This is a genomic window from Flavobacterium jejuense, from assembly GCF_006491595.2.
Lineage (GTDB): Bacteria > Bacteroidota > Bacteroidia > Flavobacteriales > Flavobacteriaceae > Flavobacterium > Flavobacterium jejuense.
On the sequence record NZ_VEVQ02000011.1, the window covers coordinates 73,907 to 90,341 of the forward strand.

The 16,435-nt window shown below is 31.5% G+C and carries 15 protein-coding genes; 9 read left to right on the forward strand and 6 right to left on the reverse strand.

Translation table 11 applies throughout. The features are described from left to right. The first annotated feature begins 9 nt into the window (after positions 1 to 9). The 3 genes from FIA58_RS15695 to FIA58_RS15705 are packed head-to-tail and all read left to right on the forward strand — an operon-like array spanning position 10 to position 5,182. Positions 10 to 3,156, forward strand: coding sequence for an efflux RND transporter permease subunit (locus FIA58_RS15695; RefSeq protein ID WP_140963493.1), 3,147 nt, complete (start codon positions 10 to 12; stop codon positions 3,154 to 3,156). 10 nt (positions 3,157 to 3,166) lie between these two features. Next, positions 3,167 to 4,558, forward strand: coding sequence for a TolC family protein (locus tag FIA58_RS15700; RefSeq protein ID WP_140963496.1), 1,392 nt, complete (start codon positions 3,167 to 3,169; stop codon positions 4,556 to 4,558). Between the two features lie 42 nt (positions 4,559 to 4,600). Then, the gene (locus tag FIA58_RS15705; RefSeq protein ID WP_140963498.1) at positions 4,601 to 5,182 is read left to right on the forward strand and encodes a TetR/AcrR family transcriptional regulator; all 582 of its coding nucleotides are present in this window, start codon (positions 4,601 to 4,603) and stop codon (positions 5,180 to 5,182) included. Between the two features lie 8 nt (positions 5,183 to 5,190). Here the strand turns inward: FIA58_RS15705 and FIA58_RS15710 are convergent, their stop codons facing one another. After that, positions 5,191 to 5,658 carry a CYTH domain-containing protein gene (locus tag FIA58_RS15710; protein ID WP_140963500.1) on the reverse strand — a complete coding sequence of 156 codons (468 nt, stop codon included), beginning with the start codon at positions 5,656 to 5,658 and terminating at the stop codon, positions 5,191 to 5,193. A 158-nt stretch (positions 5,659 to 5,816) separates the two neighbouring features. Here FIA58_RS15710 and dinB point away from each other — a divergent pair, with 158 nt between their 5' ends. Next, positions 5,817 to 6,929 carry a DNA polymerase IV gene (gene dinB / locus FIA58_RS15715; protein ID WP_140963503.1) on the forward strand — a complete coding sequence of 371 codons (1,113 nt, stop codon included), beginning with the start codon at positions 5,817 to 5,819 and terminating at the stop codon, positions 6,927 to 6,929. 48 nt (positions 6,930 to 6,977) lie between these two features. Here dinB and pyk read toward each other — a convergent pair whose 3' ends face one another. The 5 genes from pyk to FIA58_RS15740 form a co-directional block, all read right to left on the reverse strand. Beyond that, positions 6,978 to 8,408, reverse strand: a complete 1,431-nt coding sequence (pyk, locus tag FIA58_RS15720; RefSeq protein WP_140963505.1) for a pyruvate kinase — start codon at positions 8,406 to 8,408, stop codon at positions 6,978 to 6,980. 5 nt (positions 8,409 to 8,413) lie between these two features. Further along, on the reverse strand, positions 8,414 to 8,890 hold the full coding sequence (locus tag FIA58_RS15725) for an IPExxxVDY family protein (protein WP_140963507.1): 477 nt from the start codon (positions 8,888 to 8,890) through the stop codon (positions 8,414 to 8,416). A 113-nt stretch (positions 8,891 to 9,003) separates the two neighbouring features. Continuing rightward, complete coding sequence (gene rnc / locus FIA58_RS15730) at positions 9,004 to 9,789, reverse strand: ribonuclease III (protein WP_208022824.1); 786 nt, start codon at positions 9,787 to 9,789, stop codon at positions 9,004 to 9,006. After that, positions 9,755 to 11,008 carry a beta-ketoacyl-ACP synthase II gene (gene fabF, locus FIA58_RS15735; RefSeq protein ID WP_140963510.1) on the reverse strand — a complete coding sequence of 418 codons (1,254 nt, stop codon included), beginning with the start codon at positions 11,006 to 11,008 and terminating at the stop codon, positions 9,755 to 9,757. The genes rnc and fabF overlap by 35 nt, the downstream gene beginning before the upstream one ends. Before the next feature lie 289 nt (positions 11,009 to 11,297). Beyond that, positions 11,298 to 11,534, reverse strand: a complete 237-nt coding sequence (locus tag FIA58_RS15740) for an acyl carrier protein (protein ID WP_002988156.1) — start codon at positions 11,532 to 11,534, stop codon at positions 11,298 to 11,300. 173 nt (positions 11,535 to 11,707) lie between these two features. Here FIA58_RS15740 and purN point away from each other — a divergent pair, with 173 nt between their 5' ends. From purN to FIA58_RS15765, 5 genes are all read left to right on the forward strand, one after another. Then, entirely contained in the window at positions 11,708 to 12,274 is a 567-nt protein-coding gene (purN, locus tag FIA58_RS15745) for a phosphoribosylglycinamide formyltransferase (protein ID WP_140963512.1), read from the forward strand. 11 nt (positions 12,275 to 12,285) lie between these two features. Further along, positions 12,286 to 12,768 carry a ribonuclease HI gene (gene rnhA / locus FIA58_RS15750; protein WP_140963515.1) on the forward strand — a complete coding sequence of 161 codons (483 nt, stop codon included), beginning with the start codon at positions 12,286 to 12,288 and terminating at the stop codon, positions 12,766 to 12,768. Between the two features lie 165 nt (positions 12,769 to 12,933). Further along, on the forward strand, positions 12,934 to 14,205 hold the full coding sequence (serS, locus tag FIA58_RS15755) for a serine--tRNA ligase (RefSeq protein ID WP_140963519.1): 1,272 nt from the start codon (positions 12,934 to 12,936) through the stop codon (positions 14,203 to 14,205). 80 nt (positions 14,206 to 14,285) lie between these two features. Then, positions 14,286 to 16,064, forward strand: a complete 1,779-nt coding sequence (locus FIA58_RS15760; RefSeq protein WP_140963521.1) for a tetratricopeptide repeat protein — start codon at positions 14,286 to 14,288, stop codon at positions 16,062 to 16,064. 34 nt (positions 16,065 to 16,098) lie between these two features. Next, positions 16,099 to 16,425, forward strand: coding sequence for a DUF4286 family protein (locus FIA58_RS15765; protein ID WP_140963523.1), 327 nt, complete (start codon positions 16,099 to 16,101; stop codon positions 16,423 to 16,425). Positions 16,426 to 16,435 lie beyond the last annotated feature (10 nt).

Consider the following 16,435-nt stretch of genomic DNA (forward strand, 5'->3'; position numbering starts at 1 on the left):
TTAAAAACTATGTTTTCAAAATTTATTGACAGACCCGTATTGTCAACGGTGATTTCTATTATCATCGTTATCTTGGGAGTTTTAGGATTAGCCTCGCTTCCAGTGTCACAATATCCAGAAATAGCTCCACCAACGGTATCAGTATCTGCAAATTACCAAGGCGCAAGTGCGGAAGTGGTTATGAATTCTGTGGTAATTCCATTAGAAGAGCAAATCAACGGTGTGGAAGATATGACTTACATGACTTCTACTTCAAATAATGATGGTTCTGCGTCCATCAATATTTATTTTAAATTAGGGACCAATCCTGATTTAGCTGCCGTAAATGTTCAAAATAGGGTTTCCCGTGCCACACCTTTATTGCCTCAAGAAGTTACAAGATCTGGAGTCACAACTTCTAAAAGACAAAGTGATAATATCTTGATTTTATCCTTGTACAGCGAAAATGAAGAGTATGATGATACTTTTCTTCAAAATTATGCAAATATCAACATTTTACCGAAAATCAAACGTGTTGCTGGTGTTGGTGATGCCATAATATTTGGACAAAGAGATTACTCGATGCGTATTTGGTTGAAACCTGATGTAATGGCTTCTTATGGATTAGTTCCTTCTGATGTAACCGCTTTATTAGCGGAACAAAATATTGAAGCTGCTCCAGGTCAATTGGGAGAAAGTGGGGATCAATCATTCCAGTATGCTTTAAAATACAAAGGGCGTTTAAAAAGTACAGAAGAGTTTGAACAAATCGTTGTTCGTTCTACTCCAAACGGTGAAATACTTCGTTTAAAAGATGTAGCAAGAATAGAATTAGGCGCTGTTAGTTATGCAGGTAGTGCTCAAACAAATGGTAACAAATCGATTGCAATTGCCATTGCTCAAACAGCTGGTTCAAACGCTCAGGAAGTTATTGAAGGCTCATTAAAAGTTTTAGATAAAGCAAAAATAAGTTTTCCAAAAGGAGTAAATTATGCCACTTTAATTAACGCAAATGACTTCTTAGATGAATCCATAACGAAAGTAATTCATACTTTAATTGAAGCTTTTTTATTGGTGTTTTTAGTGGTTTTTGTTTTCTTACAAGATTGGAGATCCACATTAATTCCTGCCATATCAGTTCCAGTAGCCATTGTAGGAACGTTCTTTTTCTTAAGTCTATTTGGCTTTACCATTAATTTATTAACGCTATTTGCATTGGTACTTGCCGTCGGAATTGTAGTGGACGATGCTATAGTAGTTGTAGAAGCTGTACACGCTAAAATGGAAGCAGGAGAACATGATCCCAAAAAAGCAGCTCATAGTGCTATGAATGATATAAGTAGTGCGATTATTTCAATAACACTAGTAATGTCAGCCGTTTTCATACCTGTATCATTTATTAGTGGTTCTGCTGGAGTTTTCTACAAACAATTCGGATTAACATTAGCCGTTGCCATTGTATTATCTGCTATTAATGCATTGACACTTTCACCTGCTTTATGTGCCATTTTCTTAAAACCACATAGTGAAGAAGAAAAGAAAAAAGGTCTTTTACAACGTTTTTACTCATCATTCAATATCGCTTTTGAAGCTACAACTATAAAATATAGAAAATCAGTAGAGTTTTTTATAAAAAGAAAATGGTTAGCTTTTTTAGGAATTGCAATTTTTGCTGGACTATTTGTTTTATTATTAAATGTTACACCTAAAGCATTCGTGCCAGGTGAAGATACTGGTGCTATTTTGTCTGATGTATCGCTTCCTCCAGGAACTTCTTTAGAAAGAACGGAAGAAGTATTATTACAAATTGAAAATAAAGTTAAAGATCTACCAGAAATAAAAGAAGTACTTCGTATTTCTGGTCGAAGTTTAATTAGTGGTACAGGAAGTAACTACGGGATGGTAATTGTAAAATTAAAACCATGGGCTGATAGACCTGATGCTAATCAAGAAATTTCAGTTGTTGTAGGTGAATTATTTAAACGCGCTGCTGCTGTTAAAGATGCTAAAGTATTGTTTTTTGCTCGTCCAACTTTAGTAGGGTTTGGATTCACAAACGGATTTGAATTCCAATTGCAAGATCAAAAAGGAGGAACAATTAAAGAATTAAGTGAAGTTAATAACAAATTTTTAGCGGCCTTAAATAGCCGTCCCGAAATTAAATATGCAGCAACTTCTTTTTCTCCAAATTATCCGCAATATCGTATTGATCTTAATGTTGCAGCGATTAAAAATTCAGGATTAACTGTTACCGATGTTTTAGGAACCATGCAAGGTTATTATGGTGGAGTTTATGCTTCTAACTTTAATAAATTTGGAAAACAATATCGCGTAGTCTATCAAGCTGAACCAAAATTCAGAACGGATCCAGAATCCTTAAATAATATAATGGTTAGAAATAATGAAGGTACAATGGCTCCAATTTCTCAATTTGTAACCTTAAAAAAAGTTTTTGGACCACAAGCAATTGATCGTTTCAACTTATTTACGTCTGTTAAAATTACAGGGGCACCAAATGATGGATTCAGTACTGGTGATGCTATTCAGGCTATTGAAGAAGTGGCCAGTCAAAGTTTGCCAATTGGATATGGATATGAGTATTCAGGAATGACACGTGAAGAAATTAGTGCAGGTGGACAAACACTTTTTATTTTTCTTCTTTGTTTAGTTTTTGTTTATTTCTTGTTAGCTGCTCAATATGAAAGTTATTTACTGCCATTTGCAGTTTTATTATCCTTACCTGTTGGTTTAGCTGGAGCTTATATTTTTGCTTATTTCTTTAATGTAAGTGATAATATTTATCTTCAAATTACACTGATTATGCTTATTGGTTTATTAGCTAAAAATGCTATTCTAATTGTAGAGTTTGCTGCAGATGCCAGAAGAAAAGGTTGGAGTATTGCTCAAGCAGCTATTCAAGGGGCAACAGCACGTTTACGTCCTATTTTGATGACCTCTTTTGCCTTTATCCTTGGATTAATGCCATTAATGTTGGCTAAAGGAGCTGGAGCAGTTGGAAATAATGCTATTGGAACAGGAGCTATTGGAGGAATGTTGATTGGAACAATTTTAGGGGTTTTTGTAATTCCAGTTCTATTTATCATTTTCCAAGGGCTGCAAGAAAGAGTAAGCAGCAAAACTATTGAAACAACTAAGGGAGATGCTGAAACTGTATAAGATTAAAAAAATGAGAAAACAAAATATAATTAAAGGAAGTCTTTTAATAGTTACTATGTTGTTAGTGCAATCGTGTTTTGTAGCCAAAAACTATGAAACTCCAAAAGTAACAACTGATAATTTATACCGTACAGAACAAACTATTGATAGTACATCATTAGCTATGATTTCTTGGAACCAATTATTTACTGATGCCTTATTACAAGGATATATCAATGAAGGGTTGCAAAATAATTTAGATATGCAAATTGCTTTACAAAGTATGGCTGCTGCAGAAGCTACTATGAAACAAGGTAAAGCGGGTTATTTTCCAACACTAAACGGAAATGCAACTTGGACACACCAAGAGATTTCTAAAAATAGTCAGTTTGGTAGTCTTTTTAGTAGTATAGACCAATACGAAATGTCTGCCAAATTATCATGGGAAGCTGATATTTGGGGAAAAATTAGGAGTAATAAAAGAGCTTCTGTAGCACAATATTTACAAACACAAGCTGCAAAACAAGCCATACAAACAGAATTAGTGGCTAACATTGCATCTTTATACTACCAATTATTAGCTATAGATGCTCAAATAGAAGTTGTTACTAAAACTATGGATAACAGAGACAAAAGTGTGGAAGTTATCACAGCATTAAAAGAATCAGGAAGTGTTAATGAAGTAGCAGTACAGCAAACAGAAGCACAAAAATATGCTACTGAAATTATTTTGAAAGATCTGGAATATAATCGTAAAGTATTAGAAAATTCATTTAATCAACTTTTAGGTAAAGCTCCCAATACAGTTACACGTTCAATTTTTGAAAATCAGAAAATTGATGCTAATGTGAAAGTAGGTTTGCCTGCATATTTATTGAGTAAAAGACCAGATGTTGTGGCAGCTGAATTAAATTTCAGAAACACATTTGAATTAACAAATGTGGCTAGAAGTTCTTTTTATCCTTCTTTAACAGTAAATGCAACAGGTGGTTTACAAGCTTTAGAACTAAAAGATTGGTTTAATACTAAATCAATTTTTGCAAATATTATAACAGGTTTAACTCAACCTATTTTTAATCAACGTCAAAATAAAACGCGCTTAGAAGTAGCTAAAGCCAATCAAAAGAAAGCATATTTGCAATTTGAAAAAGCGTTATTGGTAGCTGGAAAAGAAGTTTCAGATGCATTAGCTAGCTATGAAAATGAAACTGATAAATTATCGATTCGCAAAAAGCAATTAGAAGCACTTACAAAAGCAGCCGATTATTCAGATGAATTATTACAATACGGATTGGTAAATTACCTTGAAGTATTGACGGCAAAAGATAATGCTTTGAATACAGAAATAAATTATATCGATAATAAATTTAATCAACTTAATGCAGTTATAAACTTGTATAAAGCTTTAGGAGGTGGTAATTAATTCAATAAAAATCCTGTTTTTACAGGATTTTTTTATTTTTTTATGGATAGAAAAGATGAAATATTGGAAAAAGCTTTAGACCATTTTCTCAAGAATGGAAGTAAAGTAATTACTATGGATGATATTGCCCATGAATTTGGATTGTCCAAAAAAACACTTTACTCGCTTTTTGAAAATAAAGAAGCACTTCTAAAAGAAGCAGTAGATTTGCTTTGGAATAATTTTTTACAGGATGTGAATATCATAAAAAACAATGAAGATAATCCTCTTAGTAAAATCATTAGTATTTATACAATTGCTATTCAAAATATAAGCACAATTAATCCTATTTTTTTATTCAGTTTAAAAAAATACCATCATGACGCTATGGGTGTTTATGAAAACTATAAGGTTTTTATGTTTGAAAAAGTAGTGAATCCTTTGCTAGAGGAAGCAAGAGATCAAAAACTAATTAGAGCAAATATTGATATTGATTTTTTTCATAAGATTAACTTCGAAGATATTGATGAAAAGCTATGGAAATACAAAATTTTTGAAAAGTATTCCATTCAAGAAGCGATTGATTATTTCATCATTTTAAAATTGAAAGGAATTATAACTAAAGATAATTTCGATTTTATTTAATAGGTATTTTACCAACTCCTAAAAGGGTGCTTACTTAAATAAGAATTATAATAGCGTTTATCTGTAGTAACTTCTTCACCCAACCAATCTGGAATTTCAAAAGTTTCCTCTTCACTAGAAAGTTCAATTTCCGCCATGACCAATCCTTCGTTTTCTCCTGTAAAAACATCTACTTCATAGACATGAATACCTACTATAACTTCATAACGCGTTTTATCAATAATCACTTTTTCGCACAAAGCTAATAATTGTTCGGCTTCTTCAATAGGAATTTCCTTTTCCCATTCCATTCTACTCATTCCTGTTGCATTACTTTGTCCTTTAATTGTAAGATAGCCATTATCACCTTTTATGCGCACACGCACCGTTCTTTCAGGAGCACTTGACAAATACCCTTGAACAATTCGATTATGTTTCACTGCTTCTTTCATAAAAGCAGTCGATTTTACCAAAAATTTGCGTTCAATTTCAATCATAAAGCACTATTTTTTATTTTTAAGGAGCTATTTCCTGCTATTCGCTACAATCTTTTATTGCCAGAAAAAAAATATTCTACTACTAATTGGGTTAAGCAATAAAAGGATTTTCACTACTATCAGGGCTAGGGAAACCAAATATACCATAAATTTGTAATATGGAAGAGGCAATTCAATATCGAAAAATTATTCATATAGATATGGATGCTTTTTACGCGTCTGTAGAACAACTCGATAATCCTGATTTAAAAGGAAAACCATTAGCCGTTGGAGGTAGTGAAGTTCGTGGAGTAGTTAGTGCAGCTAGTTATGAAGCCAGGAAATTTGGAGTGCGAAGTGCTATGAGTGGTATTCAAGCGAAAAGAAATTGTCCCCAACTCATTTTTGTTCCTCCGCGTTTTGATCGTTACAAAGAAATTTCAAGAAAAATAAGAAAAATATTTTTTGAATACACCGACTTGGTCGAACCACTTTCTCTAGATGAGGCTTATTTAGATGTTACCGTAAATAAAAAAAACAACCCAAGTGCTTCCTTAATTGCACAAGAAATAAGAAAACGCATTTTTGACGAATTAGGACTAACCGCTTCTGCTGGAATTTCAGTAAATAAATTTGTAGCCAAAGTTGCCTCTGATTTCAACAAACCAAACGGACAAAAAACAGTCAATCCAGAGGAAGTAGAACCTTTTTTAGAAAAATTAGACATCAAAAAATTCTATGGTATTGGCAAAGTAACTGCTGAAAAAATGTACCAATTAGGTATTTTCACAGGCTTCGATTTAAAACAAAAAAGCCTAGAATTCTTAGAAAAACACTTTAGCAATAGTGGTCAGTATTATTATAAAATTTGTAGAGGTATTCATAACAGTCAAGTAAAACCTAATCGTACTATAAAATCTGTAGGAGCCGAACGCACTTTCTTTGAAAATCTCTCTTCAGAGGTGTTTTTAGAAGAAAAGATTATCAGTATCGCTAACGAATTAGAAAAGCGCTTACAGAAGAGCAAAATAGCAGGAAAGACCATAACATTGAAGCTCAAGTACTCCGATTTTACTTTGCAAACTAGAAGCAAAACCTTACCTTATTATATTTCTGATAAAAACTTATTGATTGATGTGGCAAAAGAATTATTATATCAAGAACGATTAAAAAATTCGGTACGTTTATTAGGGATATCCATGCACAATTTAAACAATCAAGAAAAAAAAATAACAAGCGAACCCATTCAAAAAAGTATTTCCATACAATTGCAGTTTGAATTTAAGGAATAATAAAAAACACGCTGAATAGCGTGTTTTTTTACTATATTTTGAATAAAATTATTCTATTTCAGATACACGTAAGGTATTTACCATACCTTTTTCAACAATTGGCATAGCTGCTAAATTAATCACCATATCACCAGTTTTTACAAACCCTTTTTCATTACAAATTTGATTGATATCATCAATAGTATCATCTGTGCTTACAAACTTGTCATAATAATAAGCTCTCACACCCCAAAGTAAATTCAATTGTGTAAGAATTCTTCGGTTAGAAGTAAATACTAAAATATGTGATTTTGGTCTCCAAGCCGAAATTTGAAAAGCAGTATAACCACTATTTGTTAAGGTTGTAATCGCTTTAGCGCTAATATCATCAGCCATAATAGCTGCATGATAACAAATAGATTTAGTTACAAAGCGTTTTGTTCTTACGTGAGGAGGGTTTAAAGGTACTTTTATAAGTGGAGAATCTTCTACACTTTTAATAATACGTGTCATCGTTTCAATAACTTGTACAGGATAATTTCCTACAGAAGTCTCACCAGAGAGCATTACGGCATCAGCACCATCCATAACCGAGTTGGCCACATCATTTACTTCTGCTCTTGTAGGTGTTAAGCTTGTAATCATGGTTTCCATCATTTGTGTAGCTACAATTACAGGGATACGAGCAGTTTTAGCTCTGTGAATTAGTTTCTTTTGAATTAAAGGCACTTGCTCTGCTGGAATTTCAACACCAAGGTCTCCACGAGCTACCATCAAGGCATCGCAAAAAGCCACAATTTTATCAATGTTTTCAACAGCTTCTGGTTTTTCAATCTTAGCAATAATTGGAATTTTATGATCAGAATGTTTGGCAATTAAATCTTGTAATTCTTCTAAATCTTTAGGTGTTCTAACAAAAGATAGAGCAATCCAATCTACTTTGTTTTCAATAGCAAAAAGGGCATCTTTAATATCTTTTTTAGTTAAAGCAGGTAACGAAACTTTAGTATTAGGTAAATTAACTCCTTTTTTAGATTTCAAAGGACCTCCTTGAATTACTACTGCTTCAACTTCTGTTTTTTTATCCGTTTTAACTACTTCAAAAATAAGTTTTCCATCATCTAATAAAATACGTTCACCTGTATTTACATCTCTTGGAAACTCTTTATAGTTCATATACACTCTTGAAGCAGTTCCTAAGATATCTTCTGCTGTAGTAAAAGTGATTTTATCTCCTTTTGCAACGACTACATCTTCTTTCATTACGCCAACTCTCAATTTAGGACCTTGTAAATCTCCTAAAATCGAAGTGGTATAGCCAAACTCTTCGTTTAGCTCTCTAATCATTGCTATTCGTTCTTTTACATCGTCATAATCAGCATGTGAAAAGTTAACTCTAAACACGTTAACTCCAGCGTCAATCATGTCTTTTAATACTTCTTTTGAACTAGTTGCAGGCCCTAATGTAGCTACAATTTTCGTCTTTTTTGTTGTTGGCATTTTAATTAAAAAATTAAATTATTTTTTGATTTAAGTTTGTTCTGGTCAATGATGTAAGCCATAGAAATTTGGTCTATTGTTGAAAGGTTTTGAAGTATCGTTTCCAAAGGAAAAAAGGGACTTTCAATATTTTCAATTTTTAAAATGTAATCTGCTCTCTTATGTTCGGGCAGCATGTACATAGTAACATCTATAGAATCAAAAATTCCATTAGCATTTTTTTCAGAGGGTATAGCAGTAGCCTTATTTTCAAATACATTCCATATAATATCATGAACATCATCATCAAAAATAAAGTGACTAAAAGAGCTTTTACCATCTTTAGTTTCTATTTCGATATTTGCATCGTTTTTGCTTAATTGAATAGACAATGCTTTATTTATAAAATAAGCTAAACGATAATCTTCAATGCTAGAATGTATGGCGATAAGCTCATAATCTATCGAAATAAAATCATTTATTTGAATTTTATGAATAGCCATATGTCTGAAAAATAAGTTGTAAATATACTATTTAAAATATATAAAAAGTATTGTTTTTAAAGAAGTTAAGTATTGTTTACTAACGAAAACGTTTTAGTTTGCCATTTAAATCGTTATTTTTTGTCAATTTTTTCTTGAAGGGCAAAATAAGCTCTCTTCGATGCTTTTTCTTCTGCTTTTTTCTTTGAGGTTGCTCTTCCTTTTGCAATTATTTTTTGATCAATAGTTAGCTTTACACCAAAATATTTTTGGTCCTCTATTCCTGTATCATCAAAAACTTCAAATGCAAAATGTTTTTTTTCTTTTTGACACCATTCGATGACTAAACTTTTATAACTAATTACTTTTCCTTCTAATTTAGGAATATCCACATAAGGTTCAATAACTTTATCATAAATGAATTTTTCGCAATAATTAAAACCTTTATCAAGATAAATTGCGCCTATAAATGCTTCGAAAATATTACCATGAATGTTTTCTCCAAAATGTTGCGGATTTACTTTACTTTCTACAAATTGGATTAAATTAAAATCTCTTCCTAATTCGTTTAAATGTTCTCGGCTGACAATTTTAGAACGCATTTTTGTTAAATAACCTTCATCACCAGTAGGAACTTCATTGTATAAATGAGCAGCAATAACACTTCCTAACATGGCATCCCCTAAAAACTCTAAACGTTCATAATTAAAAGGATTTCCAGTTTCATCTAATTTATTTGTTGAGCGATGAGTAAAGGCTTTTTTGTAATATCTAATTGTTACTGGTTTAAAACCAAGAATTTTGGTGATTTTATCAAAAAAAATCCCGTCTTCATGAGAACGGGAATTTTTTATTATTTTTTTAAAGAATTTACGCATGTAGTTATTATGCTTCAAGTTTTTTAAATAATACACAGGCATTGTGTCCTCCAAAACCAAAAGTGTTACTCATAGCTACTTTGATGTCTCTTTTTTGAGCTGTATTCAAAGTTAAATTCAATTCTGAATTTATATTTTCATCCACAGTAGTATGATTAATGGTTGGAGGAATAATCCCATTGTTAATTGCTAAAATAGAAGCAATGGCTTCTATTCCACCTGCAGCACCTAATAAGTGACCAGTCATAGATTTTGTAGAATTGATATTGATGTTTTTTGCATGATCTCCAAAAACAGCACTGATGGCTTTCAATTCTGCAACATCTCCTAGTGGAGTAGAAGTTCCATGTGTGTTAATATGATCAACTTCTTCAGGATTCATGCCTGCATCACGCAAACAATTTTCCATTACAGCAATAACACCTAAACCTTCTGGATGAGGAGCAGTTAAGTGATAAGCATCTGAGGACATTCCACCACCACCTATTTCACAATATATTTTAGCACCACGAGCTTTTGCATGTTCATATTCTTCTAAAACTAATGCACCAGCACCTTCCCCTAAGACAAATCCATCACGAGTAGCGTCAAAAGGTCTTGAAGCTGTTTCCGGACTATCATTCCTTGTTGATAAGGCATGCATTGAGTTAAAACCTCCCATTCCGGCAATAGTAACAGCCGCCTCAGAACCACCTGATATAATGACATCACACATTCCTAAGCGAATGTAGTTAAAGGCATCAATCATGGCGTTTGCAGATGAAGCACAAGCAGAAACTGTAGTGTAATTAGGCCCCATAAAGCCATTACGCATAGAAATATGTGCAGGGGCAATATCAGCAATCATTTTAGGTATGAAGAAAGGATTGAATCTTGGTGTTCCATCTCCAGCAGCGTAACTTAATACTTCTTCTTGGAAAGTTTCTAAACCACCTATACCAGCTCCCCAGATAACTCCAACACGGTGTTTATTAATGTTGCCCGGTGTTATACCAGCATCTTTTATAGCTTCATCACTTGCAATAATTGCATACTGTGAGAATTTGTCTAAACGCCTTGCTTCTTTTCTATCGATGTAATCTTCGATTTTAAAGTTCTTTATTTCGCAGGCAAATTTAGTTTTATGTTTTTCTGTATCATAATAGGTAATGGGTGCAGCACCACTTTTTCCGCTGATTAATGCATCCCAATATTCTTTAATGTTATTCCCTATTGGAGTTAGCGCTCCTAGACCAGTTACAACAACACGCTTTAATTGCATATAGATATGTTTTGATTATATAAAAAAACCCAAAGTGCTTTTAATAATAACTAAAAGAAACAATGGGTATTACATAGTTTATTTTTATGATTGTAATACAATCAATGTTTTCTACTAAATAAAATAAATTTCTCGTTATAAATATATAAAAATATAATTAAAAACTTATTCAACTTAACCTTTGATAATATTTTAAATTAAAATCAAAGGAAATCTAATTCAAGATTTTAAAAGTAAAAGCGAAACAACAACACCCGTTTGAAAATAATTCAAATGGGTGTTTTTGATATTATTTCTTAGCTTCTTCGATGTAAGAAATAGCTTGACCTACAGTAGCAATGTTTTCAGCTTGATCATCTGGAATTTGAATATCAAATTCTTTTTCGAATTCCATAATTAGCTCAACAGTGTCTAATGAATCAGCTCCTAAATCGTTAGTGAAGCTAGCTTCAGCTACAACTTCATTTTCGTCAACACCTAATTTGTCTACGATAATCGCTTTTACTCTTGATGCAATGTCTGACATAATCTTTTAATTTTAATTTAATTTGTTGGCAAAAATAAAAAACTTTATTTTAAAACAACCTTTTTGTTACTAAATAAGACTACGAAATTAAAAAAAATAATTCATAAAGACTTCATTTTTCTATTTTTTACCAATTATTATTCTTTTTTTTGTGTAATAAAAATTACAGGGTAATGAAAAAAATAGTCATATTTGCTTCTGGTACTGGTTCAAATGCCGAGAAAATAATATTACATTTCAAAAAATCAAGTCTAGGAAACGTAGTCGGTATCTTTTCAAACAATCCTCATGCCAAAGTTTTGGAATTGACTAAATTGTATGATATTCAGTCGATTGTGTTTGATAAAAGAGATATGGTTGATGGTTATGTTTTGCAAGAGATAAATAAGATACAACCTGATTTAATTGTTTTAGCTGGATTTTTATGGAAGTTTCCTGCATCAATAATTACTAGTTATCCTAATAAAGTAATAAATATTCATCCAGCACTTTTACCTAATTATGGAGGAAAAGGAATGTATGGAATGCATGTTCACAAGGCAGTTCTTGAAAATAAGGAAAAAGAAACTGGAATTACTATTCATTATGTAAATGAAAATTATGATGAAGGAGCATTTATTTTCCAAAAAGCTATAAATATTGAAGATTGTACAGTTCCTGAAGAAATTGCTGAAAAAGTACATCAATTAGAACATGAGTTTTTTCCTGATGTAATAGAAACACTAATCACTAATTACTAATCACTACTCACTTGATACACGAAGTTCATATATATACTGATGGTGCTGCCAAAGGAAACCCTGGTCCAGCAGGTTATGGTGTGGTTATGGAATTAGTAGGCACTCCCTATAAGAAAGAATTTTATGAAGGATTTAGATTATCCACTAATAATAGGATGGAATTATTGGCTGTAATTGTTGGTTTAGAAAAACTAAAAAATCCAAAAACAAAAGTTTTAGTCGTTTCAGATTCTAAGTATGTAGTAGATGCAGTTGAAAAACGATGGGTTTTTCAATGGGAAAAAATAAACTTTAAAAACAAGAAGAATCCTGATTTATGGTTACGTTTTTTAAAAATTTATCGCAAACATCAAGTAGAGTTTAAATGGGTAAAAGGGCATAATAATCATCCGCAAAATGAGCGTTGTGATGAGCTGGCTGTTATGGCTTCCCAACAACAAAATTTATCTATTGATTCTTTCTATGAGGGAGAAGAGGGGAAGTTGCTATATTAAGAGTGATCAAATATTATTTAAAAACCAAATTACGCATAACTAGAAAAGGACTTATTAGATTGTGTAATTATTTTAGGAGGGTCAGCTTTCTCTTCCAAGTTTTAAACATATTTTCAGAAAACTAAACTCAAATTCCTTAAATTTGCCTCTTAAATTTTAAAAATCATGTTACAGGTAGCATTTATTAGAGAAAACAAGGAAGAAGTAATCAAGCGTTTAGCAAAAAGAAATATTGATGTTAAAGATTTGGTTGAAACAGTAGTTGTATTAGATGAAAAAAGAAGATCAACTCAAGTAGAATTAGATACTATTCTTGCCGAATCCAATAAACTATCCAAAGATATAGGTGCTTTAATGAAGAGTGGTGAGAAAGCAAAAGCCGAAATTTTAAAAGAAAAAACAACAAAGTTCAAAGAGCAAACGAAAGAACTTACAGAAACATTAAATACTGTTACTGAAGAGTTGCAAGTAGAGCTTTATAAGTTGCCTAATCTTCCAGCTGAGTCTGTTCCTTTTGGTAAAACACCAGAAGAGAATGAAAATATATTTGAAGAAGGTGAAGTTCCTGTATTGTTTGAAGGAGCTATGGCACATTGGGACTTAATTAAAAAATATGATATTGTAGATTTTGAATTAGGGACAAAAATTACGGCTCCAGGATTTCCAGTTTATAAAGGAAAAGGAGCAAAATTACAACGTGCTTTAATATCTTATTTTTTAGATAAAAATATTGATGCTGGATATCAAGAATTCCAAGTGCCTTACTTAGTAAATGAAGCTTCAGCCTATGGAACAGGTCAATTGCCGGATAAAGATGGACAAATGTATCATGATGCAAAAGATAATTTGTATCTAATCCCAACAGCAGAAGTTCCAGTGACTAATTTATTTCGTGATGTGTTAGTTAATGAAAGTGAACTGCCTATACTTTGTACAGGTTATACACCGTGTTTTAGAAGAGAAGCAGGTTCTTGGGGAGCACATGTTCGTGGATTAAACCGTTTGCATCAGTTTGACAAAGTAGAAATTGTAAGAATAGAACATCCTGATAAATCTTATGAAGCATTAGAAGGAATGGTAGAACATGTAAAAGAAATTTTAAAAGAGCTAAAATTACCATATAGAGTGTTACGTCTTTGTGGTGGAGATATGGGGTTTGCTTCTGCTTTAACTTATGATTTTGAAGTATTTTCAACTGCTCAAGATCGTTGGTTGGAAATTTCTTCTGTTTCAAATTTTGAAACGTTTCAATCGAATCGATTAAAGTTGCGTTTTAAAGATAAAGAAGGTAAAAACCAATTAGCACATACTTTGAACGGAAGCTCTCTAGCTTTACCAAGAGTGTTAGCAGGAATTTTAGAAAATTATCAAACACCAGAAGGAATTGTAATTCCAGAAGTTTTAAGAAAATATACGGGTTTCGATATCATTAACTAAATAGTTAATCTTAATGTAATAATGTACTATTTTGACACAAAAGTGTTACTTTAGTACATTATTTGTTTTTAAAAATTGCAATGAAAAAGTTTACGCTGTTTATCTTATTAATTTTTACGCTATTCGTTCAATCACAAAATGAACAATTAGCATTAGATTATTATGAAAAAGGTGAATTTGAAAAAGCACTTACTTTACTTGAACAAATTGCATTAAAACAAACTTCAAATTATTATTTTTTTGAAAGAATAATTGATTGTTATCAACAATTAGAACAATTTGAAAAAGCTGAAAATGCAATTTTAGAAAGGAAAAAAAGATACAATCAGCCTATATTGTATATCGATTTAGGATATAATTTTCAATTACAAAAACAGGAGGATAAAGCAAAAAAGCAATATGAGTTGGCGTTAAAAGAAATTGAAAAACAACCTGCTTACGCTTATCAATTAGGGAATGGTTTTGAAAAAAAAGTACTAGTAGATTGGGCATTAAAAGCTTATGAAAAAGGGCAACAAGTAAATCCTGAATTAAATTTTGATTACCAAATAGCTTTGCTACAAGGTCAATTAGGAAATATAGAGTTAATGACCGATAAGTTATTGGATTTTGCTTATGAAAAACAAGAAAATACAACTGTTGTTCAAAATTATTTAACGCGTTTTATTGCTGATGAAGCACAGAGTACTTTCTTAAATTACCTCAAAAAGGCTTTGTTAATTAGAACACAAAAAAAACCAGATGTTTATTGGAATCAATTCTTGAGTTGGTTATATGTACAACAAAAGGAATATGCTAAAGCTTTTATTCAAGAGAAAGCCATTTATAAAAGAAATCCAGAAAGTTTTAATAGTATTGTTTCATTAGCCTATATGGCTTTTGATGATAAACAAAATGAGGAGGCCATTTCAATATTAAATTTTGTTTTAGAAAACACAAATGATAAGCTGCTTCAGGTTTCTGCTCATACTTTTTTAATGAAGATAAGAATTGAAGAAGCTAATCCTAATGACTATGTAAAAATAAATACTGAATTAAATGAATTGTTAGAAAAGTATGGGTTTTCTTCATTTTCTCTTGAATTAATAAAGTTAACCGCTCATTTTCAAGCTTTCAATTTAAATAATCCGAAAGAAGGTATTATCCTGTTGAATAAAGCATTAGAACTACGTTTAAATAGTAGAGATATATCAGAAGTTAAGATGGAATTAGCGGATATTTTGATATATGATGAAAAATTCAATCAAGCTATTTTATATTATGCTCAAGTAGAAGAAAATATGAAAAATGATGTCATTGCTCATGAAGCTAGTATGAAAATGGCTAAAGCTAATTACTACAAAAACGATTTTGACTGGGCATTACAACAAGTGAAAGTCTTAAAACAATCTTCTAGTTTGCTAATTGCGAATGATGCTGTTGAATTATTTTTACTAATAAAGGACAATTCCTATGAAGATAGTACTAGAGTAGCTCTAACATCTTTTGCGAGAGCAGACCTACTCTTATATCAAAACAAAGAAGATCAAGCTTTAAATGGTTTTATTAGTATTTTGGAGAAATATAAAGGCGATAGTGTTGAAGACGAAACTTTATTTAAAATAGCAATTATTTACACTAGAAAAAAGGAATATCAAAAAGCGCTTTCTTATTATAAACAAATACTTGATAATCATTCAGAGGGTATATATGTAGATGAAGCTTTGTTTTTTTCTGCTGAAATATATCGTAAAGAATTACTAGATGTGGAAAGTGCTAAGCCTTTGTATGAAAAAATGATTTTTGAACACTCTGATAGTATTTATTTTACTGAGGCAAGAAAACAATTTAGAATTTTAAGAGGAGATGCAAATCTATAACTTCAAAAAAATATAAAAGATTAAAAAAAGAATAATGATTATATATAATGTAACAGTAAATGTTGATAAAAGCATACACGATAATTGGTTGCAATGGATGCGAAATAAACACATAGACGATGTGTTAGCAACTGGTCTTTTCATCAGCGCTAGAATGGTAAAAGTATTAGTAGAAGAAGAAATGGGAGGAACTACTTATTCTGTTCAGTATTTTACAGATTCTAGGGCAAAATTAGAAGATTACTATAAAAATCATGCGCCTCGTTTACGTCAAGAAGGGTTTTCACTTTTTGCAGATAAAATGCTAGCTTTTAGAACAGAACTAGAAGTAATGAGTGAACATTACGGTAAGGAAAATTAATTCATTATTT

Bases quoted from the DNA above. Each gene is read 5' to 3' on its own strand.
- FIA58_RS15695 (WP_140963493.1), top strand. From the start codon at position 10: ATGTTTTCAAAATTTATTGACAGACCCGTATTGTCAACGGTGATTTCT.
- FIA58_RS15700 (WP_140963496.1), top strand. From the start codon at position 3,167: ATGAGAAAACAAAATATAATTAAAGGAAGTCTTTTAATAGTTACTATG.
- FIA58_RS15705 (WP_140963498.1), top strand. From the start codon at position 4,601: ATGGATAGAAAAGATGAAATATTGGAAAAAGCTTTAGACCATTTTCTC.
- FIA58_RS15710 (WP_140963500.1), bottom strand. From the start codon at position 5,658: ATGATTGAAATTGAACGCAAATTTTTGGTAAAATCGACTGCTTTTATG.
- dinB (WP_140963503.1), top strand. From the start codon at position 5,817: ATGGAAGAGGCAATTCAATATCGAAAAATTATTCATATAGATATGGAT.
- pyk (WP_140963505.1), bottom strand. From the start codon at position 8,408: ATGCCAACAACAAAAAAGACGAAAATTGTAGCTACATTAGGGCCTGCA.
- FIA58_RS15725 (WP_140963507.1), bottom strand. From the start codon at position 8,890: ATGGCTATTCATAAAATTCAAATAAATGATTTTATTTCGATAGATTAT.
- rnc (WP_208022824.1), bottom strand. From the start codon at position 9,789: ATGCCTGTGTATTATTTAAAAAACTTGAAGCATAATAACTACATGCGT.
- fabF (WP_140963510.1), bottom strand. From the start codon at position 11,008: ATGCAATTAAAGCGTGTTGTTGTAACTGGTCTAGGAGCGCTAACTCCA.
- FIA58_RS15740 (WP_002988156.1), bottom strand. From the start codon at position 11,534: ATGTCAGACATTGCATCAAGAGTAAAAGCGATTATCGTAGACAAATTA.
- purN (WP_140963512.1), top strand. From the start codon at position 11,708: ATGAAAAAAATAGTCATATTTGCTTCTGGTACTGGTTCAAATGCCGAG.
- serS (WP_140963519.1), top strand. From the start codon at position 12,934: ATGTTACAGGTAGCATTTATTAGAGAAAACAAGGAAGAAGTAATCAAG.
- FIA58_RS15760 (WP_140963521.1), top strand. From the start codon at position 14,286: ATGAAAAAGTTTACGCTGTTTATCTTATTAATTTTTACGCTATTCGTT.
- FIA58_RS15765 (WP_140963523.1), top strand. From the start codon at position 16,099: ATGATTATATATAATGTAACAGTAAATGTTGATAAAAGCATACACGAT.